General features: G+C 70.9%; 2 protein-coding genes. Both read right to left on the reverse strand.

Going from position 1 to position 25,562, the window contains the following annotated elements; genetic code table 11:
- Nucleotides 1-16: 16 nt before the first annotated feature.
- Entirely contained in the window at nt 17-11,929 is an 11,913-nt protein-coding gene (locus AC07PR_RS02335; protein WP_495134268.1) for an amino acid adenylation domain-containing protein, read from the reverse strand.
- Nucleotides 11,930-25,561 carry a non-ribosomal peptide synthetase gene (locus tag AC07PR_RS02340; protein WP_495134269.1) on the reverse strand — a complete coding sequence of 4,544 codons (13,632 nt, stop codon included), beginning with the start codon at nt 25,559-25,561 and terminating at the stop codon, nt 11,930-11,932.
- Between the last annotated feature and the right edge of the window lies 1 nt (nt 25,562).

The raw sequence follows: 25,562 nt of genomic DNA on the forward strand, positions 1-25,562 counted from the left end.
AGCTTGAGCACAGATCTCACGAGACCACGGCGCCGATGGGGTGAGTCCCGCAGTGCCCGATCAGCTCGACCAGCTGCGCCCGGAAGCCCTGCGCCAACCCCTCCATCGTCTCCGGCCTGAACATCCGATCGCTGTAGGACCAGTTCATCGTCAACACGCCGTCCATCACCTGGCCGATCACCTCGATCCAGTTCGGCAGCGGGCCGTTCTCGTCGCGCGCCATGCCGCCGGAATCGCGGGCGCGCGTGAAGCCGGTGCCCTCCTTCAAGGTCTGGTCGAACTGCCCCAGGTAGTTGAACGCGATGCCCGGCCGCACCGCCGCGAGCGAGTCGCGCACCGCCGCGTCGGCGTGCAGGTAGCGCAGCGCGCCGAAACCGACGCCTCGGTTCGGTACCGCGCGCAGATGCGCGGACACCGCCGGGATCGCCTCTGCCCACGGCCGGCCGTGTCCGGACAGGCGCACGGGATAGGCGCTGGTGAACCAGCCCACCGTGCGGCTCAGGTCGAGGTCTGCAGCGTCGCCCTCGCGGCCATGGCCCTCGAGCAGCACCAGCGCCTCCGGATGCCCGGTCCACGCGGACAGCGTGCGTCCCAGCGCGGTCAGCAGCAGCGCATCGATGCCGCTGCCGTAGGCGGCAGGCGCAACGCGGAGGAGCTGCTGCGTGAGCGCCGCGTCGAGCGACATCGACGCCGTGCGCCGGTCCCTGATCCAGCCGGGCGCCTCCGGGTCGTCGCGCGGGAGGTCCGGGATCGCGGCGATCTCGCGTTGCCAACGCGGCAGCTCGGCAGCCAAGGTCTCCGACTTCGCCCACTGCTGCAGATGCTCCGCCCACGCCTTGAACGGCGCGCTGCGGACCGGCAGTGTCGGCTCCGTGCCCGCCGCCAACGCCAGGTACAGCGACTGCAGATCCTCCAGCAGCACGCGCCAGGACACGCCGTCGATCGTCAGGTGATGCACCGCGATCAGCAGCCGTGCGCTGCCGTCGGCATGTCGCAGGTGAAGCATCCGCCAGAGCGGGCCCTGCGCGAGGTCCAGGCTGCGCTGCGCGAGGTCCGCCTCGCGTCGGATGTCGTCCGGGCTGGCCACATCGCGTGTCCACAGGACCTCCACGGCATCCGCCGACGAAGCATCCTCGTAGCGCTGCGTCCAGGTGCCGTCCGCATCCTGCTGGAAGCGCAGGCGCAGTCCGTCGTGATGCCGCGCGAGCAGCGTGATCACGCGTCGCAGCCGGTCCTCGTCGAGCCAGACCGGCGCCTGCAGCATCACCGACTGGTTGTAGTGGTGGCGCGCGGGAATGGGCTCGTCGAAGAACCAGTGCTGGATCGGCGTCAGAGGGACGACACCTTCTGCAACGGCGTCGTCGGTCACAGCGGTGGCGGAGGCGGAACCCGCCTGCGTCAGCGACTCGCTGTCCGACGTTGCCGACGTTGCTGTTGCTCTTGCTGTTGCTCTTGCTGTTGCCGTTGCTGTTGCCGTTGCCGTTGCGGACGCCGTGGCGGCCGCCACCGCGACGGCGGCACTCAGCCCCTCGATCGTCTGGTGGCGGATCAGGTCGCGCAGCCGCAGCTCGAAGCCGAGCTTGGCGTTGCGCACCCGCGAGATCACCTGCAGGCTCAGGATGGAGTCGCCGCCCAGTTCAAAGAAGTTGTCGCCGATGCCGACCTGCTCGAGGCCCAGCACTTCCTGCCAGATCGCCGCCAGCCGGCGTTCGACCTCGTTGCGCGGAGCGCGATGGGCGCCGTCGGTGCTCGCGATCGGATCGGGCAGCGCGCTGCGGTCCAGCTTGCCGCTGATGAGTCGCGGCAGGCGCGGCAGGACCACCAGATGCGCCGGCGCCATGTGCTCCGGCAACTGCTCGGCGATCCGCTGGCGGATGCGTGGCAGCAGCGCCGCCTCGGTGACATCGGGCAGCGCGACGACGTAGGCCACGAGCTGCTTGCCCGAGGGGCTCTCGCGCGCGACGACCGCAGCCTCGAGCACGCCCGGCACCTCGCACAGGCAGGTCTCGATCTCGCCCAGCTCGATGCGGAAGCCGCGGATCTTGACCTGGTGGTCGGCGCGGCCGATGTATTCGATGTTGCCGTCCGCCATCCAGCGGACCAGGTCACCGGTGCGGTACAGCCGGCCGCCGGCGGCGTCGAACGGATCGGCGACGAAGCGTTGCGCCGTCAGCCCCGCGCGGCCCAGGTAGCCGCGCGCCAGGCCGTAGCCGCCGATGTAGAGCTCGCCGACGACGCCCGCCGGCACCGGCTGCAGATCGGTGTCGAGCACATGGATCGCGCGGTCGCCCACCGGCCTGCCGATCGGGGCGTAGGCGCAGTCGAAGCTCTCCGTGGCGGCGGACTTCCAGATCAGCGGCGTGATCACGCACTCGGTCGGGCCGTAGCCGTTGATCATCGTGCGCGGGCGCAGGTGGCGGCAGACCTTGTCGTAGGCGGCCTTGGGCATGGCCTCGCCGCCGAAGACGTAGAGCTCCACCGGCGGCGCATCGCCCCGCATGCCGGCCCAATCGGCGATCTGGCCGAGGTAGGCCGGCGGGAACGCGGCGTTCGTGACCTCGTAGCGGTACAGCGCTTCGCTCGTCTGCTCGGCGGTCCAGAGTTCGTTGTCGCGCAGCGCCAGGCCCGCGCCGATGCACAGCGGCGTCAGCCAGCGCTCATGCGCGCCGTCGAACGAGAACGACATGAAGTGCAGCTCGCACGATTCGGCGCTCATGCCGTAGATCTCCGCCGTGGCCAGGCAGTGCATGGCCAGCGGACCGTGCGTCACCGCCACGCCCTTGGGCAGGCCGGTGGAGCCGGAGGTGTAGATCACATAGGCCAGGTGATCGGGATGGTCCGGCAGGTCGAGATTGGCGCCGTCGCCATCGGCGTCGCCCTCCTCTTCCATCGTGACGACGGCCAGTCCGTCGATGACCGGCAGACGCGATCGCAGCGCACGCTGCGTCAGCAGCAGCGACGCACCGCTGTCCCGCAACATGAACGCCAGGCGGTCGGCGGGATAGGCCGGATCGAGCGGGACATAGGCCGCCCCTGCCTTCAGCACCGCGAGCAGGCCGACGATGCTGTCCAGCGATCGCTCCAGCGCCACGCCGACACGCGCGTCGCGTTGCACGCCCAGGCGCACGAGGCGGCGCGCCAGGCGATTCGCGCGGGCGTTGAGTTGGGCGTAGCTCAGTTCGTCGTCGCCGAACAGCAGCGCGATCGCGTCGCCGCGTTCCGCGGCCTGGCGTTCGATCAGGCGGTGCACCGGGACCGGACGCGGCGCGGCCAGACCGTCGCGGCTCCGCCCGAGTTCACGCACCGTCGCGGTCGCGGTGTCGTCCAGCCAGCTCAGCTCGCCGAGCGGCGCGGAAGCGTCGGCGCTCATGCGGGCGAGCAGCGTCTCCATCTGCGCGCGCAGTTCCTCGACGAAGGCATCGTCGAAGTCGCGGCGGCTGTAGCAGTACTCGATGACCAGCCGGTCGCCGGCGACCACCTGCAGGTCCATCGCATAGCCGGTGAGGCCCTCGCCGCCGATCTCGGCGAACGCCAGGCCGTACTGGCTCAGCTGGCGCAAGGCGCGGTCGATCGGGGCGTTCTCGAAGACGATGATGCTGTCGAACAGCGGCCGGCCGGACGAGCCCGCCCAGCGCTGCACGTCGGCCAGCGCGGCGTGCTCGTGGTCGCGCAGCTGGAGGTTGGTGTCCTGCACGGCGCGCAGGTAGTCGCCGACCCGCTGGCCGGCGTCCCAGCGCACGGGCACCGGCACCGTGTTGATGAACAGGCCCAGCATCTCTTCGGCGCCCGGCAAGGTCGCGGGTCGGCCGGCCACGGTCGCGCCGAAGACGACGCGGTCGCGGCCCGTGTGCCGATGCAGCAGCACGGCCCACGCGGCTTGCACCAGCGTGTTCACGGTCACGCGCTCGCGCTGCGCGAAGGCCTGCAGCGACGCCGTGCCGTCGATGTCGAAGCGCGTGTACAGCTTCTGGAAGCCGGAACGGCCCGCCGCGGCGCGGGTGGACTCGGCCAGCAGCGTGGGCCCGTCCAGCTGCGCCAGCGCCGAGGTCCAGAACGCCTCGGGCGCGCCGGCGTCCTGGCGCTGCAGCCAGCGGACGAAGTCGCCGTACCGGGGCGGCTCGGCGGGCGGCGCTTCGCCGGCGTAGCAGCGCAGCCACTCGGCCATCAGGCGCGAATCGCTCCAGCCATCCGACAGCAGGTGATGGCGCGTCCACACCAGTTGATGACGGTCCTCGTCCAGCCGGATCACGGCGACACGCGACAGCGGCGGGCGCAGCCAGTCGATGGGGCGTACGAGCTCGGCACGGGCGAAGTCGGCGATGCGACGGGCCACCGCAACCGGGTCGCCGGAACCAACTGAACCGGCTGAAGAGTCGAGATCGCGCCAATCGAGCCGTTCCATCACGGCCGGCGCCTCGCGCAGCACCAGCTGCAACGGACGAGCCATGCCAGACTGCCAGAGCACCACCGTGCGCAGCATCGCGTGGCGGGCGACCATCACGCGCCATGCGGCCTCGAGGCGATCAGGATCCAGATGGCGGACCTCGACGTTCAGCTGATTCACGTAGAGCCCGGAGTCCGGCGCCTCCACCGAGTGAAGCAGCATGCCCTCCTGGGTCGGCACCAGCGGGTAGACGTCCTCGATCATCGAGGCGTCGATGCCAAGCGCGGCGATGGCCGTATCGTCGAGGAAGTCGCTCAAGTGGCCGCGCGCAGCGGGCGCATCGGCGGCAAGGCTGCTGCCATTGCCCGACGTGTCGTGCTCGACCAGACGCTCGGCCACCCCGCCCAGTCGCGCGACGGTCTGCAGCTCGAAGACCTGGCGCGGCGTGAGTCGCCAGCCCGCACGCCGCAGGCGCGAGATGATCTGCAGGCTGAGGATCGAATCACCGCCCACTTCGAAGAAGTTGTCGTGACGGCCCACGCGCGTCGCGTTCAGCACCTCCGCCCAGATGGCCGCGATGGCAAGCTCGACCTCGCCCTGCGGCGCTTCGTACTCGATGGCGGCCGCGACCTCCGGCTGCGGCAGCGCCTTGCGGTCGACCTTGCCGCTGGGGTTCAGCGGCAGCGTGTCCAGCACGACGATGACGGCGGGGACCATGTACTCCGGCAGCGCCCGGCTCAGCGCCTCGCGCAGGGTCAACACGTCGATCGAGCCGACGGCGCCAGCGTCGCCACCAACGCCATCAACGCGTCCGACACCGGCAATGCCGGCGGTCTCGGCGCTTGCCCCATCGTCCATTCCGGGCGTGACCGTGGCATTCGCGTGCGCCGACACGTACGCAATGAGCCGAGCACCCGTCGGCGCCGGCTGCGCCACGACGACGGCCTCGCGAACTCCCGGCTGAGCGAGCAGCTGCGCTTCGATCTCGCCGAGCTCGATGCGGAAGCCGCGGATCTTGACCTGATGGTCGATGCGACCGAGGTAGTCGAGCTGACTTTCAGCATTCCAACGCACGAGGTCGCCCGTGCGGTAGAGACGACTGCCTGCCGAAGCACCCGGAAGATCCCGCGCGGAATCGTTCACCGCGTCTTTGGCAACCGTGGCCATCGGGTTGGCGACGAATCGTTCGGACGTCAGCCCGGCGCGACCGTGATAACCACGCGCCAGTCCGATGCCACCGAGGTAGAGCTCGCCCGGCACGCCGGGCGGGACCGGGTTGAGGTCACCGTCCAGCACCCAGGTCGAGATGCCGGCGATCGGCGCGCCGATCGGCACCTGGCTGCGGCCGTCATCGCGGCACGTCCAATGCGTGACGTCGATGGCGGCCTCGGTGGGCCCGTAGAGATTGAACAGCCCCGCCTGCGGCAGTCGCCGGAACACGCCGGCCTGTGCTTCCGCCGGCAGCGCTTCGCCGCTGCACACGATGCTGCGCAGCGAGGTGCAGACCTCGACGCCGTCGTGCGCCAGGAACGCTTGAAGCATCGACGGGACGAAGTGGATCGTCGTGACCTGGTGCGCCTCGATCAGCGCCACCAGGCGTGCCGGATCGCGATGGTCGCCCGGGCCTGCGATGGCCAGCCGGGCACCTTCGGCCAACGCCCAGAAGAGCTCCCACACCGAGACGTCGAAGCTCAATGGCGTCTTCTGAAGCACCGTGTCCGACGCGTCGAGCGTGTACGCCTCCTGCATCCACGCCAGGCGGTTGTGCAGCGCCACATGGCGGTTCGCCGCGCCCTTCGGACGCCCGGTCGATCCGGACGTATAGATCACATAGGCGAGATTCTCGCCGTGCACCTCGACATCGGGGTTGACGGCTGATTGCTCCGAGACATCGATGGTGTCGATGTCGACGAAGCGGCGCCCTCCCCCGTCCGGCAGCCGTGAGCGCAAGTGCGACTGGGTCAGCACCAGAGACACATCACTGTCCTCGAGCATGTAGGCCAGCCGATCCGCCGGCAGCTCGGGATCGAGCGGCACGTAGGCGCCGCCGGCCTTCAGGATCGCCAGCACGCCGACCATCATGTCGAGCGAGCGCTCGACCGCCAGACCCACGCGCGCGTCGGCACGCACGCCCAGGGCGATCAGGCGATGCGCGAGCCGGTTCGCGCGCAGGTTGAGCTCGCCCCGCGTCAGCGCGGTGTTGCCGAACACCAGTGCCGGCGCATCGGGATCGATCGCCGCCTGGCGCTCGATGAGGCGATGCATCGTCGATGCGCTGGCAACAGCCTTCGAGCCTTCGCTCCATCGCGCCAAGGTCGCCATCTCGGCATCACCGAGCAACGGCAGCGCATGCAACGGCCGCTCGCCGCCGGCCGCCAGCGCGTCGACGATCCCGCGCACGGCGGCATCCAGGTAGCCGGCCATGCGCTCGGCACGCACCGAGCGCTCGACCTGGAGCACCAGCTCGAAGACCTCACCGCGGTCGTTGACCGACAGCGTGATCGGATAGTTGGTGCGCTCCTTCGCCCCGACCAGCGTCATGCCTTCCCAGGTCGTCTCCGCGCCCACCGTGTCGTTTGCGCCGCACGCGTCGTTTGCCTCATGCGTTCCATGCGCCTCATGTACGCCCCCGGAGCTTTCATCGCCTCGACGCGGGCCGCTGTGGCGATAGTTCAGCAGGCTGGAGAACAACGGCGTTCCACCCGGCAACCCACTGCAGCGCTGCGCCAGCGACAGCGGTGCGTGCTCGTGATGCAGCAGGCCGGTCAGGCGTTCGTGCGTCTCGCGCAGGCCCTGCGCGACGCTGCGGCCGCCAAGCCGCACCCGCAGCGGCAGCGTGTTGATGAACATCCCCATCGCGCGGTGCGCGTCCTCGCCGCCCTGCATGCGGCCGAAGAGCACCGTGCCGAAGACGACGTCGTCGCGCCCGGCGGTGCGGGCCAGCACCAGCGCCCAGGCGAGATGGAAGAGCGTCGCCGCACTGACGCCCTGGCGCCGCGCCTGCTCGCGCAGCGCCGTCGACAGCGTCGTGGGCAGCGTCAGTCGCGACTCCTCGTTGGCGCTGCTGTCCAGCCGCGCGTCCGCGAGCCCGAAAGGCGCGGTCAACTCGTCCACGTCGCCCAGCTGCGCGCGGAAGAAGGCCTCATGCGCGGCCGTGTCGATGCCGCCGCGCGCCTGCGCGACATAGCGGCGGTACGGGACCGGTTCCGGCAGCTCGGCCTGCCGGCCCTGGAGGATCAGCGCGATCTCCTCGATCATCAGCTTCTCGGCCGTGTGGTCGAGCGCCAGATGGTGGCTCGGCAACTGCAGCAGCCATTGACCGGCCGGCGCATCGTGCACGGCAATCGCGCGCACCAGCGGCGCGCGGCGGACGTCGATGCGGAAGCTGCGACGATCCACGTGCGCCGCCAGCCGCTCGGCCGCGAGACCCGCGGCGCGATCCGCCTCGTCGATCTCCAGCCACTCGAGCCGCAGCGGCGCCTCGCGGCAGACCACCTGGACCGGCGTCCGCAACCCTTCCCACAGGACGGCGGTGCGCAGGATGTCGTGGCGCGCGATGACCTCGTTGAGGGCGCCGATGAAGCGCAGCAGTCGCGGCTGCGAATCGAATCGCAGCAGCAGCGAGATGACGTAGGCGTCGCCCTGCTCCTGCATCAGGTGATGGAACAGCATCCCTTCCTGCAGCGGCGCGAGCGGATAGAGGTCCTGGATGTTGCCGGCTCCGCCGGGGATGGCGGATTCGATGCGACGCAGTTCGTCCGCGTCGAGGTCGATCAGCGGCAGCATGCCAGGCTCGATCGCGGCGCAGCCCGGAGGGATGGTGGCGGCGCTGTCGTCGATCGGCACGGTGTCCGACGACGACGCGCGGGCCGTCGCTACTGCGGCAGCGGCTGCGAAATCCGCCAGGCGCGGATGCAGGAACAACTCGCGCATCTCGGAGTGCCAACCGGCCTGCCGCATCCGCGCCTGCAGCTGGATCGCCAGCAGCGAATGACCGCCGAGTTCGAAGAAGTTGTCCTGGCGACCGACGCGCTCGACGGCCAGCAGGTCCGCCCAGATCGCGGCGATGGCGAGCTCGGCATCACCTTGCGGCGCTTCATACTCGACCGATGAAGCGGCCTCGGGCTGCGGCAGCGCCTTGCGATCGACCTTTCCGCTGGGGTTCAGCGGCAGCGTGTCCAGCACGACGATGACGGCGGGGACCATGTACTCCGGCAGCGCGCGGCCCAGCGCCTCGCGCAGGGTCGACACGTCGATCGAGCCGACGGCGCCAGCGTCGCCACCAACGCCATCAACGCGTCCGACACCGGCAATGCCGGCGGTCTCGGCGCTTGCCCCATCGTCCATTCCGTGCGTGGTCACCGCCCTGGCGTGCGCCGACACGTACGCGATGAGCCGAGCACCCGTCGGCGCCTGCTGCGCCACAACGACGGCCTCGCGAACGCTCGGCTGAGCGAGGAGCTGCGCTTCGATCTCGCCGAGCTCGATGCGGAAGCCGCGGATCTTGACCTGATGATCGATGCGGCCGAGGTAGTCGAGCTGTCCGTCGGCGTTCCAGCGCACGAGGTCGCCGGTTCGATAGAGCCGGCTTCCTGCCGATGCAAGCGACGCAGGCGAGCCACCCGCCGCATTCGTGGCCATCGGGTTGGCGACGAATCGCTCGGACGTCAGCCCGGCGCGATCGTGATAGCCACGTGCAAGTCCAATGCCGCCAAGGTACAGCTCGCCCGGAACACCGGGCGGGACCGGGTTGAGATCCCCATCCAGCACCCAGGTCGAGATGCCCGTGATCGGCGCGCCGATCGGCACCTGGCTGCGGCCGTCGTCGCGACACGTCCAATGCGTGACGTCGATGGCGGCCTCGGTCGGGCCGTACAGGTTGTAGAGGCTCGCCTTCGGAAGCCGCCGGAACACGCCGGCTTGCGCCTCCGCCGGCAGCGCTTCGCCGCTGCACACAATGCACCGGAGCGAGGTGCAGGCCTCGACGCCGTCGTGCGCGAGGAAGGCCTGCAGCATCGACGGCACGAAGTGGATCGTCGTGACCTGATGCGCCTCGATGAGCGCCACCAGGCGCGCCGGGTCGCGATGATCGCCCGGCGCGGCGATGGCCAGCCGGGCGCCTTCGGCGAGCGCCCAGAACAGCTCCCACACCGACACGTCGAAGCTCAACGGTGTCTTCTGCAGCACGGTGTCGGAGGCATCGAGCGCGTACGCCTCCTGCATCCACGCCAAGCGGTTGTGCAACGCCGCGTGGCGGTTGGCCGCGCCCTTCGGACGCCCGGTCGATCCGGACGTGTAGATCACGTAGGCGAGGCTCTCGCCGTGCAGCTCGACATCCGGATTCGCGTCAGCTCTCGTGTCTCGGTCCGCGTCCGACCGGGCGCTGAGTTCGATCGTGTCGATGTCGACGGCGCTACGCCCTGCCCCGACCGGCAACCGCGCGCGCAGATGTGACTGCGTTAGAACCAGCGACACCCCACTGTCTTCGAGCATGTAGGCCAGCCGGTCCGCCGGCAGTTCGGGGTCGAGCGGCACATAGGCGCCACCGGCCTTCAGGATGGCCAGCACGCCGACCATCATGTCGAGCGAGCGCTCCACCGCCAGACCCACGCGCGAGTCCGGGCGAACTCCCAGCGCGATGAGGCGATGCGCCAGACGGTTCGCGCGGACGTTGAGCTCACCGCGCGTCAACGACGAGGTCGCCGACACCGACAGCACCGACGCCGACGCCGATGAAGATGAAGATGAAGATGACTTCGCGTCGCCGAACACCAGCGCCGGTGCATCGGGATCCGCCGCCGCCTGCCGCTCGATGAGCCGATGTACAGGCTCCGCCGCGGCGACCGGCTCGGTGTTGACGCTGAGCTGCGCGAGCCAGTCCGATTCGACTGTCGACATCAGCGCGACATCGCCGACCGCGATCTGCGGCGTGTCGGCGATCGCCGCCAGCATCGCGGCGAAGTGGCCGGCCATGCGCTCGATGGCCGCGGGCTCGAACAGCTCGGCCGCGTAGCTGAAGCTCGCGCGCACCGTGCCGTCGGCGTTCTCGGTGGTCGTCAGCATCAGCTCGAACTGCGCGGCCTGCTCGCCGGAGGCATACGGTGTGACCGTCAGCCCCGGCAGCACCGCCTCGCCCTGGGCCCCACCGCGGCCGTGGTTGAACATCACCTGGAACAGCGGATGCACGCCGAGCGAGCGCTCGGGCTGCAGCGCATCGACCAGTTGCTCGAAGGGCAGGTCCTGATGCGCCTGCGCGCCGAGCGCGGCCTCCCGGGCCTGATCGAGCACCTGCCCCAGCGTGCGGCGCCCCTCCACGCGATTGCTGAGCACCTGCGTGTTGACGAAGAAGCCGACGACCCCTTCGGTCTCCGGCCGCTGCCGATTGGCCACGGGCACGCCGACACGGATGTCCGCCTGTCCGGCATGGCGGGCCAGCACCGCCTGGTAGCCGGCCAGCAGCGCCATGAACAGCGTGGCGCCGTGCTCCAGCGCGCGCTGTCGCAGCGCGCCCACCAGCGGCGCGGGCAGCGTCGTCACATGCTGGGCGGCGCGATACCGCCCATCCGATCGTCGGGGATGATCCGCCGGCAGCTGCAGCACCGGCTGCTCGCCGCCCAGCCGGTCCCTCCAGTAGCTCAACTGCCGGTCCTTCTCGCCGGCCTCCAGCCAGTGGCGCTGCCATGCGGCGTAGTCCGCGTACTGGATCGGCAAGGCCGGCGCCGTCGGCGTCTCGCCACGCACCCGCGCGCCGTACTGCACGACGAATTCGTCGACGATCACCTTCATCGACCAGCCGTCCGACACGATGTGATGCATCACGACGACGAGGACGTGGCGCTCCGCGCTCTGCCGCAGCAAGGCCACGCGCAGCAGCGGTCCCGCGCCGAGGTCAAACGGGCGGTCCACCAGACGCCGCGCCATCGCCCGCGTGCGCGCCTCCAGGTCACCGTCGACATCGACATCGACATCGATCGTTTCGACCTGGAAGCCCGTCTTCCCGGCCTCATGCACTCGCTGAGCCACTTGGCCGCGCTCATCTGCGTGGAAGGTCGTGCGGAGCGACTCATGGCGCTCGATCAGCGCCTCGAAGCTGGCGCGCAACGCCGCCTCGTCGAGTGCTCCCTGCAGGGTCAATGCGCCCGACAGGTGATACGCCGTGCTGCTCGGATCCAGCGTCCACAGGAACCACTGGCGCAACTGGGCGTGCGAGAGCGGCCGCGCGTCGAGGCGAGCAGCCTGGTCATCGCCGGAGGCCTCCACCACCGAAGATGCGTCCGCGACCACGGCGCCGGCCGCCACGCGCGGCGCAGGCACGATCGGCAGCATCGCGAAGTCGATGCCCTGCGCCTTCAGCGCCTGCAGGAACCCGCGCTGCTTGTCCGCGGGAAGACGCGCGAAGCGCTCCGCCAGCGCCCGCTTGGGATCCGCAGGAGCTGCGCCCGCCGGTGCGGCCGCGGCTGAGGTCGACGGCGAGACCGCTGCCGGCGTCGACGGTGCGACCGCCGGTGCGGTCGACGAGGCGTCGTTCTTGTCGATGATGCTCATTCAGTTCTCCCAGGTGTCCAGCAGTGCCGCCATGCGATCGAGATCGCCGCGCTGCGCCGACGCCGTCGCGTCGACCTCGCGCTGCACCGCCCCGGCCGCGTCGGCCAGCGTCGGGCTCTCGAAGTACGCGCGCAGCGGCAGCTGCACGCCGAAGCGCCGCTGCACCTTCATCTGCAGTTTCAGCAGGGCCAGCGAATGCCCGCCCAGTTCAAAGAAGTTGTCGTCGCGACCGACGCGTTCCACGGCCAGCGTCTCCGCCCACAGCGCGGCCAGCGCCGTCTCGGTCTCACCGCGCGGCGGCTCGTGCGCGCGGTCGACGTCGGCCTCGGGCGCCGGCAGCGCCTTGCGGTCGACCTTGCCGTTGGGGTTCAGCGGCAATGCGTCCAGCACGATGAACAGCCCCGGCACCATGTGGTCCGGCAACACGCGCGCGAGGCCCTCCCGCAGCGCGCGCGGCGCCAGCGCATGACCGGGCAGCGGCGACACGTAGGCCACCAGCCGCGCGCCGGCCACGCCGTCGGCGGCGACCGCCACCGCCTCGCGCACGCCGGGCTGCAGGCGCAGCTGCGATTCCACCTCGCCCAGCTCGATGCGGAAGCCGCGCACCTTCACCTGATGGTCGATGCGGCCGAGGTACTCGAGCTCCCCGCGCGCGTTCCAGCGCACCAGGTCGCCGGTGCGGTACATGCGTCCTCCGGCGCCAACGGACCGCTCGCCGATTGGATCGCCGAATGAAGCGTCGAATGGCGCGCCGGTTGGATCGCCGAATACATCGGCGAACGGATCGGCGACGAAGCGCTCCGCGCTCGCGTCGGGCCGTCCGAGGTAGCCGCGCGCCAGACCGCCCGCCAGGTACAGCTCGCCCGGCACGCCGGGCGGGCACAGGTTCAGGTCGCCATCGAGCACGTAGGCGCTGCGGTCGCCCACCGGCTTGCCGATCGGCATGTAGGACGCGTCGGAGCGCTCGCCGGCCAGCGCGATGCCCACCGTCGGCGTGATCACGGTCTCGGTCGGACCGTAGCCGTTGATGATGCGCGGCGGCTTCAGCACGGCCTGCACGAGATCGAGATTCGCGCGGGACATGGCCTCGCCGCCGACGGTGTAGGACCGGATCGGCAGCCGGCTCGCCGACTCCCCGAGCAGCTCGGCCATCTGCGTCAGGTAGCCCGGCGTGAAGCAGGCGATCGTGATGCCGTGGCGTTCGATCTCGGCGGCGGTCCGCTCCGCGGGCCACAGTTCCTGGTCGCGCGGCATCAGCGCCGCGCCGAAGGCCAGCGGCACCCAGGTGCGTTCATGTGCGCCGTCGAACGCGATCGACGCGAACTGCAGCTCGCGGTCCTCCGGCGTCATGCCGTAGACCTCGCCGATCGATTGCACGTGCATCGCCAGCGGCCCGTGCGTGACGGCCACGCCCTTCGGCCGCCCCGTGGAGCCCGAGGTGTAGATCACGTAGGCCAGATGCTCCGGGTGGAGTTCGACGGCGGGATCCGTGTCCGCGCCGGTGAAGGCGTCGCCGCCGTCCAGCGTCAGCACCTCGAGTCCGTCGTGGACCGGCAGCCGCGATGCGATCGCCTCCTGCGTCAGCAGCAGACGCAGACCGCTGTCCTCGACCATGTAGGCCAGGCGCTCGGCCGGATAGCTCGGATCCAGCGGCACGTACGCGGCGCCGGCCTTCAGGATCGCCAGCAGGGCGACCATCATGTCCATCGACCGCTGCACGGCCAGGCCGATGCGGTCCTCCGGTTGAACGCCCAGCGCGATCAGCCGGTGCGCGAGGCGATTGGCCCGGGCGTTGAACTGCGCGTAGGTGAGCTGTTGATCGCCGGAGATCAAGGCGACCGCGTCGGGCCGTTCGGCGGCCTGGCGTTCGACCAGACGCGGCACCGGCGGCGTCCGGCCGTAGCGATGCTCGTTGAGGCCCCAGCCCTTCAACCGGGCGAGCGAGGTGGGATCGAGCACGTCCAGCTCGCTCAACGTCTTCGCCGGCCGGTGCGCCAGCGCGTCCACCAGGCTGCCCACGACGGCCTGCATCAGCTCGCAGACATGGTCCGCATCCAGCGATTCGTGCACCTGCGCGACGAGACCGAAGCCTTGTCCATCGTCGTCCACCGAGAGGCCGAACGGGTAGTTCGACCGCTCCTGGGCGGCGCCGATCTCCATGCCTTCCCAGGCGCTCGAGGACGCATCGCGTCGACGGCCCGCATGCCGGTAGTTGAGCAGCGCCGAGAACAACGGCGTGCCGCCGGACAGCCCACTGCAGCGTTGCGCGAGCGACAGGCTCGCATGCTCGTGACGGAGCAGCGCGGACAGCGCCGCATGGGCCCCGCGCAAACCATCCGCGACGGACTGCGTGCCGACGCGCAGGCGCAGCGGCAGCGTGTTGATCGAAAGACCCAGCGCGCGTTCGGCGCCGCCTTCGGCCCGCAGTCGGCCCAGCAGCACGGTACCGAAGACCACGTCGGTGCGGCCCGTCGTGCGGCCCAGCACCAGCGCCCACGCGAGGTGGAACAGCGAGGCGACGCCGACGCCATGACGACGCGCCTGCCGGCGGGCCTCGGCCGCCAGCGAAGCGGGAAGCGCATGACGCGCCTGCCGCAGGCGCGAGCCGTCACCGCGGACATCGGCCACGCCGAACGGCGCGGTGGGCTCGGTGACATCGCGCAGCATGGCGTTGAAGAAGGCCTCATGCTCGGCGCGGCTGATACCGAGGCGAGCCTGCGCCACGAAGCGGCGGAACGGCACCGGCTCGGGCAGCTCGGCTGTCCGGCCCTGCTGGATCAGCGTGATCTCCTCGACGACACCGGCCAGCGTGCTGTGGTCCGTCACCAGGTGATGGCTGGGGAGTTGCAGCAGCCAGCGGCCCTGCGCCGCATCGAAGCCCGCGATCGCGCGGAGCAGCGGCGCGCGACGCACGTCGATGCGGCAGCGGCCGGGGCGCCCCACGGCCTCGAGCCGCGCGGCCACCTCACCGTCCTCGGGGGACAGCCACTCAATGTCGAGGCGCGCCTCGCGGCACACGACCTGCACCGGCTCCTCGAGGCCTTCCCACAACACGGCGGTACGCAGGATGTCGTGGCGCTCGATAACGCGGTTGAAGCTGTCGACGAAACGGCGCAGTCGCGCCTCGCTGTCGAAGCTGATCAGGTGGGCGGTGACGTAGGCGTCGGCATCGGGTTGCAGCAGGTGGTGGAACAGGATGCCTTCCTGCAGCGGCGCGAGCGGGTAGACGTCCTGGATGTTGGCGGCGCCGCCGGGGATGGCGGCTTCGATGCGGCGGGTCTCGTCGGGAGTCAGGGCGATCAGCGCCGCCCCGTCATCGATGGAGGCCGAAGTCGAAGTCGATGGGGAATCCGACTCCGACTCAGACTCCGACGTCGATGTCGATTGAGCCGACGTCGACACCGGTGATGCCGACTTCGGTGACGCCGACGACGCGATCGATTCGGCGAATGCCGCGAGTTCCGCGTGCAGGAAGATCTGACGGACCTCGGTGCGATATCCCCGTGTGCGCAGGCGCTCCAGCACGCGCAGGGCCAGCAACGAGTGGCCGCCCAGCGCGAAGAAGTTGTCGCGACGGCCGACGCGTTCGACGTCGAGGACCTCGGTCCAGATCGCGGCGACCGTCTCCTCGATCTCACCGCGCGGCGCTTCGTACTCAACGGCGGACGCGGACTCCGGCTGCGGCAGCGCCTTGCGGTCGACCTTCCCGCTGGGATTCAGCGGCAGCGTGTCCAGCACGACGATGACGGCGGGGACCATGTACTCGGGCAGCGCGCGGCCCAGCGCCTCGCGCAGGATCGACACGTCGATCGAGCCGACGGCGGCAGTGGCGCCAACGACGCCATCAACGCTTCCGACACCGGCAATGCCGGCGGTCTCGGCGCTTGCCCCATCGTCCATTCCGTGCGTGGTCGCTGCCCTGGCGTGCGCCGACACGTACGCGATGAGCCGAGCACCCGTCGGCGCCTGCTGCGCCACAACGACGGCCTCGCGAACGCTCGGCTGAGCGAGCAGCTGCGCCTCGATCTCGCCGAGCTCGATGCGGAAGCCGCGGATCTTGACCTGATGATCGATGCGGCCGAGGTAGTCGAGCTGTCCGTCGGCGTTCCAGCACACGAGGTCGCCGGTGCGGTAGAGGCGGCTGCCGTCGGCGGCCATGGGATTCGCGACGAATCGCTCGGACGTCAGCCCTGCGCGATCGTGATAACCGCGAGCCAATCCGATGCCGCCGAGGTAAAGCTCGCCCGGGATGCCGGGCGGGACCGGGTTGAGATCGCCATCCAGCACCCAGGTCGAGATGCCCGTGATCGGCGCGCCGATCGGCACCTGGCTGCGGCCGTCGTCGCGACACGTCCAATGCGTGACGTCGATGGCGGCCTCAGTCGGTCCGTACAGGTTGTAGAGGCCTGCATTCGGCAGCCGCCGGAACACGCCGGCTTGCGCCTCCGCCGGCAGCGCCTCGCCGCTGCACACGATGCGACGCAGCGAAGTGCAGGCTTCGACGCCGTCATGCGCCAGGAACGCCTGCAGCATGGACGGCACGAAGTGGATCGTCGTGACCTGATGCGCCTCGATGAGCGCCACCAGGCGCGCCGGGTCGCGATGATCGCCCGGCGCGGCGATGGCCAGCCGGGCGCCTTCGGCGAGCGCCCAGAACAGCTCCCACACCGACACGTCGAAGCTCAGCGGTGTCTTCTGCAGCACGGTGTCGGAAGCATCGAGCGAATACGCCTCCTGCATCCACGCCAGACGGTTGTGCAGCGCCACGTGGCGGTTGGCCGCGCCCTTCGGACGGCCGGTCGACCCGGACGTGTAGATCATGTAAGCGAGGTTCTCGCCGTGCAGCTCGACATCCGGATTCGCTGTCGAATGCGCCGAAACATCGATGGTGTCGATGTTGACGAACGTTCGCCCTTCCCCGCTCGGCATCCGAGCGCGCAGATGCGACTGCGTCAGCACCAGCGCCACGCCGCTGTCCTCGAGCATGTAGGCCAGCCGGTCCGTCGGCAGCTCGGGATCGAGCGGCACGTAGGCGCCACCAGCCTTCAGGATGGCCAGCACGCCGACCATCATGTCGAGCGAGCGCTCCACCGCCAGACCCACGCGCGTGTCCGGGCGTACGCCCAGTGCGATGAGACGATGCGCCAGACGGTTGGCGCGGACGTTGAGCTCACCGCGTGTCAACGATGAGGTTGCCGCCGACGCCGACGCCGACGCCGACGCCGATGTCGATGTCGATGTCGATGTCGATGTCGACGACGTCGCGTCGCCGAACACCAGCACGGGCGCCGTCGGATCCGCCGCGGCCAAGCGTTCGATGCGCCGGTGCACCGGCTCCGCCGCCGCGACCGGCGCGGTGTTGACGCTGAGTTGCGCGAGCCGTTCTGCTTCCCCCGTCGACATCAACGCCACATCGCCGACGGCGATCTGCGGCGTGTCGGCGATCGCCGTCAGCATCGCGGCGAAGTGGCCCGCCATGCGCTCGATGGCCGCGGGCTCGAACAGCTCCGCCGCGTAGCTGAAGCTCGCGCTGACGCTGCCGTCCTCCAGCTCCGTCGTGTGCAGCGCGAGCTCGAACTGCGCAGCGCGTTCCGCGACTTCCACCGGCTCGATGGCCAGTCCGGTCAATTGCCGTGCCGACAGATCCTGGCCGCGCTGGTGGTTGAACAGCACCTGGAACAGCGGATGAACTCCCAGCGAGCGCTCCGGCTGGAGCGCCTCGACCAGTTGCTCGAAGGGCAGATCGGGATTCGCCTGCGCGCCGATCGCCGCCTCGCGCGCCTGCGCCAGCACCTGCGTGAGCGGCAGCCGCGTGGCGATGCGGTTGTCCAGCACCTGCGTGTTGACGAAGAAGCCCACCACCGGCGCGATCTCGGGCCGGTCGCGGTTGGCGATGGGCACGCCGACGCGGATGTCCGTCTGGCCCGTCCACCGGGCCAGGACGGCCTGGAAGCCGGCCAGCAGCACCATGAACGGCGTCGCACCCGCGTCCCGCGCGCGCTGTCGCAGACGCTCCGCCAATGCCGGCGGCAGCGCGAGCGTGTGCCGCGCCGCGCGGTACCGGCCGTCGGCGCGGCGCGGATGATCGGTCGGCATCTGCAGCACCGGCTGGTCGCCGCCGAGCCTTCCCAACCAGTGATCGAGCTGCCGCTGCTGCTCGCCGTCGACCATGCGATGACGCTGCCACGCGGCGTAGTCCGCGTACTGGATCGGCCACGGGACCAGCATCGACTGCTCGCCGCGCAACGCGGCCTCGTAGTCGGCCAGGACTTCGTCCACGACGATGCGCATCGATCCGCCATCGGACACGATGTGGTGCATCACCACCACCAGCAGATGGCGGTCCGCGTCCCGCCGCTGCAGCCCGACGCGGATCAGCGGTCCCGCGCCGAGGTCGAACGGCGTGTCGACAAGCCGCCGCGCCTGCGCATCGTCCGAGAGCTCCGTCAGCGTGATCACCGCTTCGCCCGGACCTCGGACGCGCTGCATCACCGCGCCGTCCGGCGACGCGTGGAAGGTGGTCCGCAGCGATTCATGCCGGCGGACGAGCGCCTCGAAGCTCGCGCGCAGGGCCGCGACGTCCAGCGCGCCGCGCAGCGTCAGCGCGCCGGCGATGTGGTACGCGGTGCTCGTGGGATCGAGCTGCCAGAGGAACCACTGACGCTCCTGCGCAAAGGACGCCGGCATCGCCGCAGACCGCTCGGCGGCTGGCAGCACAGTGATGGCAAGACGCGGGGATCGACCGTCCACGGCGCGCGCGAGCGCGGCCACGGTCGGGTGCTCGAACACCTCCCGCGGCGAGAGCTGCCAGCCCCGACGGTGAGCCAGCGAGATCAGCTTCAAGCTCAGGATCGAATCCCCGCCGAGCGCGAAAAAGTGATCGTCACGCCCGACCCGCGACACGCCGAGAACGTCGGCGAAGAGCGCCGCGACGGCCGCTTCGGTGTCGCCGCGAGGTGCCTCGTAGGCACCCACCGAGCCGAGTTCGGGATCGGGCAGCGCGCGCCGGTCGACCTTGCCGTTCGGGTTGAGCGGCAACGCGTCCAGCACGACCACCAAGCTCGGCACCATGTAGTCAGGCAGTACCGCGGCCGCGCGTTCTCGCACCCCTTCCACGTTCTCAGTGTCCAGCACATGGCCGGCCCGTGCCACGACGTAGGCCACCAGCCGCGTGCCGGACGGGCCCGGCGCGGCGACGGCCACCGCCTCGCGCACGGCGGGCTGCGAGGTCAATGCGGCCTCGACCTCGCCGAGCTCGATGCGGAAGCCGCGCACCTTGACCTGGTGGTCGACGCGGCCGAGGTACTCGAGCTCGCCGTCCGCACTCCAGCGCACCAGATCGCCGGTGCGGTACATGCGCGCACCCGGTGCGCCGAACGGATCGGCGACGAAGCGCTCGGCGGTCTGGCCGCCGCGATCGAGGTAGCCGCGCGCCAGTCCGGTGCCGCCGAGGTAGAGCTCGCCCGGCACGCCGGGCGGGCAAGGCGACAGGTGGCTGTCGAGCACCCAGGCGGCACGATCACCGACGGGATGGCCGATCGGTGCGACCGGCCGGTCGCCGAGGCGTGCGATGTCGGCCGAGGGAACGCGCCACGCGCACGGCGTGATGACGGCCTCCGTCGGTCCGTAGGAATTCACCAGCCGCTGCGGCACGAAGGCGTCACGCGCCGCGCGCAGGTCGGCGGCGGGCCAGGCCTCGCCGCCCGCGATGCACAGCCGTACCGGCAGACCGCCGCCCGCGTGCTCGGCCGCCAGTTGGCGCAGGTAGGCCGGCGGCAGGTGGATGGCGGTCACGCCGTCGCGCCGGATCGTGCGCGCGACCTCGGCGGTCGACCAACCGTCCTGCGGCAGCAGCACGACGGCCGCGCCCCGGATCAGCGGCGCCATCCACTGCGAACCGGCCGCGTCGAAACTGATCGACGCGAACTGCAGCATGCGGTCGTCCGTCTGGAGGCTGAAGCGCTCCACCACCGCTTGCAGGTGCATGGCGAGCGGTCCGTGCGCCACCGCCACACCCTTGGGTCGGCCAGTCGATCCGGACGTGTAGATCACATAGGCCAGATGGTCGGGCGACAGCGTCACCTGAGGCGGCGAGGTCCACGCCGACGCCGCCGGGTCAACACGCGCCGGGTCAACACGCGCGGGGTCAACACGCGCGGGATCGACACGCGCGGGATCGAAACGCGCGGGATCGACATGCGCCGAGTCGATGCCTGCCGACTCCGCCTCCGGATGGAGCGCCGGATCGAGACTCGACAGGCGATCGAGCGTGCAGTCGGGCGCCGACTCGAGCGCTTCGATGCACAACGCCGTGAGACCGTCGCGCATCGGCAGGCGCGCCGCCATCGCATCGCTGGTGAGCAGCAGCGTGATCCCGCTGTCCGCCATCATGTGCTGCAGGCGCTCGGCCGGATACGCGGGATCCAAGGGCACGTAAGCGCCGCCGGCCTTGAGGATGGAGAGCAGTCCCACCACCATCTCCACCGACCTCGGGACGGCCAGCCCGACTCGCGATTCGGGCCGGACACCGTGTGCGATGAGTTGATGCGCCAGGCGATTCGCCCGCGCGTCCAACCGGGCGTAGCTGATCCGCTGTCCGTCGGCGATCAGCGCGATCGCATCGGGCCGTTCGGCCGCGCGGCGCTCGAAGAGCCTCGGTATCGGCAGCCGCTCCGGATGCAGGCCGATCCGGCCTTCTGTCGCATCCGAGCCGTCGCCCGCACCCGTGCCCGTGCCCGTGCCGGTGCCGGTGCCGGTGCCGGTGCCCGTGCCGGTGCCGGTGCCGGTATCGGCGTCGGTGCCCATCGCAATGCCACCGTCCCCCGTGGCCCACGCGCGCCATTGTGCGAGTGCTGCCGGCTCGATGCCGCCGAGCTCACACAGCGGCCGTTCCGGCTGCTCCGCGAGCGCACGCGTGATGTCCTCCACCGCCGCCAGCACGGACGCGGCGATGCGGTCCGGATCCAGCGAACGATGCACCTGCGCCACCAGCCCGAAGCCGTCGCCGAAGTCGTCGACGGACAGCGCGAACGGGTAGTTCGTGCGCTCCTCGCCGTCGAGCAGCCGCACGCCTTCGCCCAGCTGTACGCCGACGGGCAGGCGACGGCTGTGACGGTAGTTCAACAGCGCGGAGAACAACGGCGTCCCGCCCTGCAATCCGCTGCAACGCTGCGCCAACGACAGCGGCGCGTGCTCGTGCCGGAGCAGGTCCGCCAGCGCGGCGTGCGCGCGGCGCAGGCTCGCGGCGACGCCATGCGCGCCCACGCGCAGGCGCAGCGGCAGCGTGTTGATGAACAGCCCCAGCGCGCGGCTCGCGTCCTGTCCGGCCTGCATGCGGCCCAGCAGCACGGTGCCGAAGACGACGTCGTCGCGACCGGTTGCGCGCGCCAGCACCAGCGACCACGCGAGGTGGAAAACGGCAGAAGCGCCGACGCCATGGCGCTGCGCCTGGCGCCGGACGGCCGCGACCAGGTCGTCGTCCAAGGTCAGCCGAGACTCGCCCACGCCGGACCCGTCGCCCAGCACGTCGACCAGCCCGTAGGGCGCCGTCGGTTCGACGACATCGCCCAGCAGGCCGAAGAAGAAGGCCTCGTGCTCGCCACGGCCAAGGCCGAGCCGCGCGCGGGCGACCAGGTTGCGGAACGGGATCGGCGCCGGCAGCTCGGCATCGGCGCCGCGCTGCATCAGGCCGATCTCCTCGACGATCCGTTCCAACGTCGTGTGATCGGACACCAGGTGGTGGCGCGACAGCTGCAGCAGCCAGGAGTCCGATGCAGCCCCCTGCACCGCCGTCGCGCGGATCATCGGCGCCGTGCGCACGTCGATGCGCAGGCGGCTGCGATGCACATGGTCCCGCAGCCGCTGGGCAGCGTCCGCCGTCGGCGCGGCGCCCTCCCCGTCCAGCCACTGCAGCACGAGTGGCGCCGTCCGATGCACGATCTGCACCGGCTCCCGCAGTCCTTCCCAGGCAATCGATGTGCGCAGGATGTCGTGGCGAGCGATCACCGCGTCCAGATGCGCGACGAAACGTTCCAGCCGCTCCCGGCTGTCGAAGGCGAGCCCGCGCGAGGTCACGTAGGCATCGCCCTGCGCCTGCATCAGGTGGTGGAACAGGATGCCTTCCTGCAGCGGCGCCAGCGGATAGATGTCCTGGATGTTGGCGGCGCCGCCCGGCACCGCGGCCTCGATGCGCCGGAGCTCCTCCGGCGTGAGCGCCACCAGCGGCAGCATGGCCGGCTCGATGGCGGTGCAGCCGTCAGGAACGGCGTTCGGTGGAACGACGACCTCCGCCTCATCGGCGCTGCTCGCGATGGCGCGCGCGAAGTCGTCCAGGCGGGGATGCTCGAACACCTGACGCACCTGCGCGCGGTGCCCCTCGCGGCGCAGCCGTTCGATCAGGCGCAGCGCCAGCAGCGAATGGCCGCCCAGCTCGAAGAAGTGGTCGCGCCGGCCGATGCGCGCCGCGCCCAGCACCTCGGCCCAGGCCGTGGCGACTGCAGTCTCGACCGGACCGTCCGGCGGCTCGTGGTCGCCGGAACCGGCGGTCTCCGCGTCCGGCAGCGCGCGGCGATCGACCTTGCCATTGGGTGTGAGCGGCAGCGCGTCCATCACGACGAAGGCCGCGGGCAGCATCGCATCGGTCAGCACGCGGGAAAGGCGCTCGCGCAGCGCGGCGACATCGGGCGCAACGCCCTCGCGCCCGGTGACGTGCGCCACCAGCCGCGTGCCGCCCAGGCCCTCCTGGGCCGTGACGACGGCCTCGCCGATGGCGGGATCCGCACGCAGCTGGGCCTCCACTTCGCCGAGCTCGACGCGGAAGCCGCGCACCTTCACCTGGTGGTCGACCCGCCCCAGGTATTCCAGTTGACCGTCCGCCGTCCACCGCACCAGATCGCCGGTGCGGTACATCCGCCCGCCGAGGGCGTCGAACGGATCGGCGACGAAGCGCTCCGCCGTCTGGCCGGACCGCTGGTGGTAACCGCGTGCCAGGCCGTGCCCGGCGACATACAGCTCGCCGGGCAGGCCGGGCGGCAACGGCTGCAGATCCGCGTCCAGCACGCGCATCGCGCTGCCCGGCAGCGGGCGACCGATCGGCAGCGTCGCCGCCGAGCGGTCCGCCTGCGCCGCATCCTGCGTGAGCGTGCCGACGGTGGTTTCCGTCGGCCCGTAGTGGTTGAACACGCGCAGGTCGGGCCGCAACGACCGGATGCGCTCCAGCAGCGCCCACGGCGTCGCCTCACCGCCCAGCACCAGCCGGCGGCGCGGCAGGACCTCGACCGCGTCCCGCGCGCCCATCAGCGCCTGCAGGTGGCTCGGGGTGATCTTCAGCACGTCGATCGCACGGCGCCGCATCAGGGCCGCGAAGCCGTCCGGATCGAAGGCCCGCGCCGCGGAGACCAGGTGCAGCGTTGTCCCGGCGCAGAGCGCGCCGAAGAGCACGGTGTGCCCCAGGTCCGCCGCGACGGTCGACACCATGGCCATGCTGGTCACGCCGCTGACGGCGCTCTGGGTATTGGCTGCGGCATCGGTTTTTCCGCCTGCCGTCAGCACACCGGCGTTGCCGCCCTCCGCCTGGCGCTCGATGCCCAGGCGATGCAGCACACCGTCCACGTAATGCGCCAGCGCGCCGTGGCTGACGACCACGCCCTTGGGGCGTCCTGTCGAGCCTGAGGTGTAGATCAGGTACGCAGCCTGAGCCGCGTGCACCGGTGCGGCGCGATCGGACTCACCGCGCTCGACGATGTCGTCGGCGCCGTCGATCGCATCGATCGCATCGACGACTTCCGCCGGCAGCGCCATGATCTCGACGCCGTCGGTCCACGCGGGATCGGCGTCGCCGATCACCAGCGTCGCGCCGCTGTCGCGCAGCTGGAACGCACGCCGCTCCTCGGGCAGCGCCGGGTCCAGCGGCACCACCGCCGCGCCGGCGCGCATCACGCCGAGCATCGCGACCACCATGTCGATCGAGCGCTCGAAGGCCAGCCCCACGCGCGCGTCGGCGCCGATGCCGCGCGCGCGCAGCAGTGAGGCCAATCGGCCCGCACGGCGATCCAGCGCGGACCAGGTCAGCGACTCGTCCTCATGGACCAGTGCGGTCGCATGCGGCTGGCGGCGCGCGTGTTCTCGCACCCGCTCGTGCACCGGCACGATGGCAGGCACGGGCGCACGTGCGGTCGCCATCGTGTCGCGGCGCTCAGCCGTGCCCCAGTCGCTGAGCCGCCGCAAGTCGTCCGCGTCGGCCAGGCTGATCGATCCCACCACCCGGTCCGGCTCGCGCAGCACGGCCTCGAGCATCGCCACGCATCCGCGGATCAGGCGACGCGCAGTCGCCGGTCCGAACAGATCCGTGTTGTAGGCCAGCCGGCCGCCGGTGCGCGCGGTGCCGACCTGGAAGTTCATCGACAGGTCGAACTTGGCGTTGACGTCGCCCTGCTCGACGAATTCGACGGCCACGCCGTCGAAGGACAGGGCCGGGAGATCGCCCATCTGGACGCCGAACAGCACCTGGAACAGCGGCGAGCGCGTCGGATCACGGCGCTCGCCGCGCTGGGCGAGCAGCAGGTCCAGCGGCAGGTCGGGATGGGACATCGCGGCCAGCGCGTCGCCGCGGATCTGGCGGCACAGCTGGCGCAGCGTCTTTCCGGACGACAGCCGGGCCCGATAGACATGGGTGTTGACGAAGAAGCCGATCAGGCCGAAGACGTCCTCGTCCTGACGTCCCGCGTGCGGCACGCCGACGGCGAACTCGGACTGGCGCGCGAAACGCGCGAGCAGCAACTGCCAGGCCGCGAACAGGGCGACGAAAGGCGTGCAGCGCTCGGCGCGGCAGAACTGCCGCAGCGCGGCGTCCAGCGCGGGATCGAGGTCGAAGGCGATCGACGTGCCCCGGAAGGTCGGCATCGCCGGTCGCGGGGCATCGGTCGGCAGCTCCAGGGCCGGGACCTCGGGACCGAGGTGCGCGTTCCAGTGCGCGAGCGCGCGATCGAACGCGCCGCGCGCCATCGCGGCGCGCTGACGCACCGCGTGGTCGGCGTACTGCAGCGGCAATTCCGGCAGTCGGACCGGTCCGGCGTGCTTCAGCGCCAGCGCGTAGGCGGTCGACAGGTCGGCGGCGAAGACCGGGTTCGACCAGGCGTCGGACACGATGTGATGCAGGCACAACGCGAGGACGTGCTCCTCCGCCCCGAGCCGGATCAGCCGCGCCACCATCGCCGGCGCCGCGCCCAGATCGAAGACGTGGTTCAGCGTGGCCTCGACCTCGCGCGCGAGCGCGGCCTCGCGGGCTGGTGCCGGCTCGCCCGACAGGTCCACCTGGTCGAGCAGGAACGGCACGCTGGCCTGCGCCACCGCCATCGGCACGCCGTCGCGTTCGAAGAAGCGCGTGCGCAGGATCGAGTGGCGGGCGATCACCGCGTCGAAGGCGCGCCGCAGCGCCTCGATGCGCAGCGGCCCGCGCAGCCGCATCACGCGCGGCAGGTTGTAGGCGGTCATCCGCGCGCCGAGCCGCTGCAGGATCCACAGCGGCTCCTGCGTGAACGACAGCCGGACCGCGTCGCCGTCGGCCACCCGGAGGTGCTTGGAATGGGCGGACGCGCTCAGGTCGTCCCCGGCGGGCACGGGCGGAAGGGTCATG

It is taken from the genome of Roseateles sp. GW821-FHT09H11 (genome assembly GCF_059415845.1).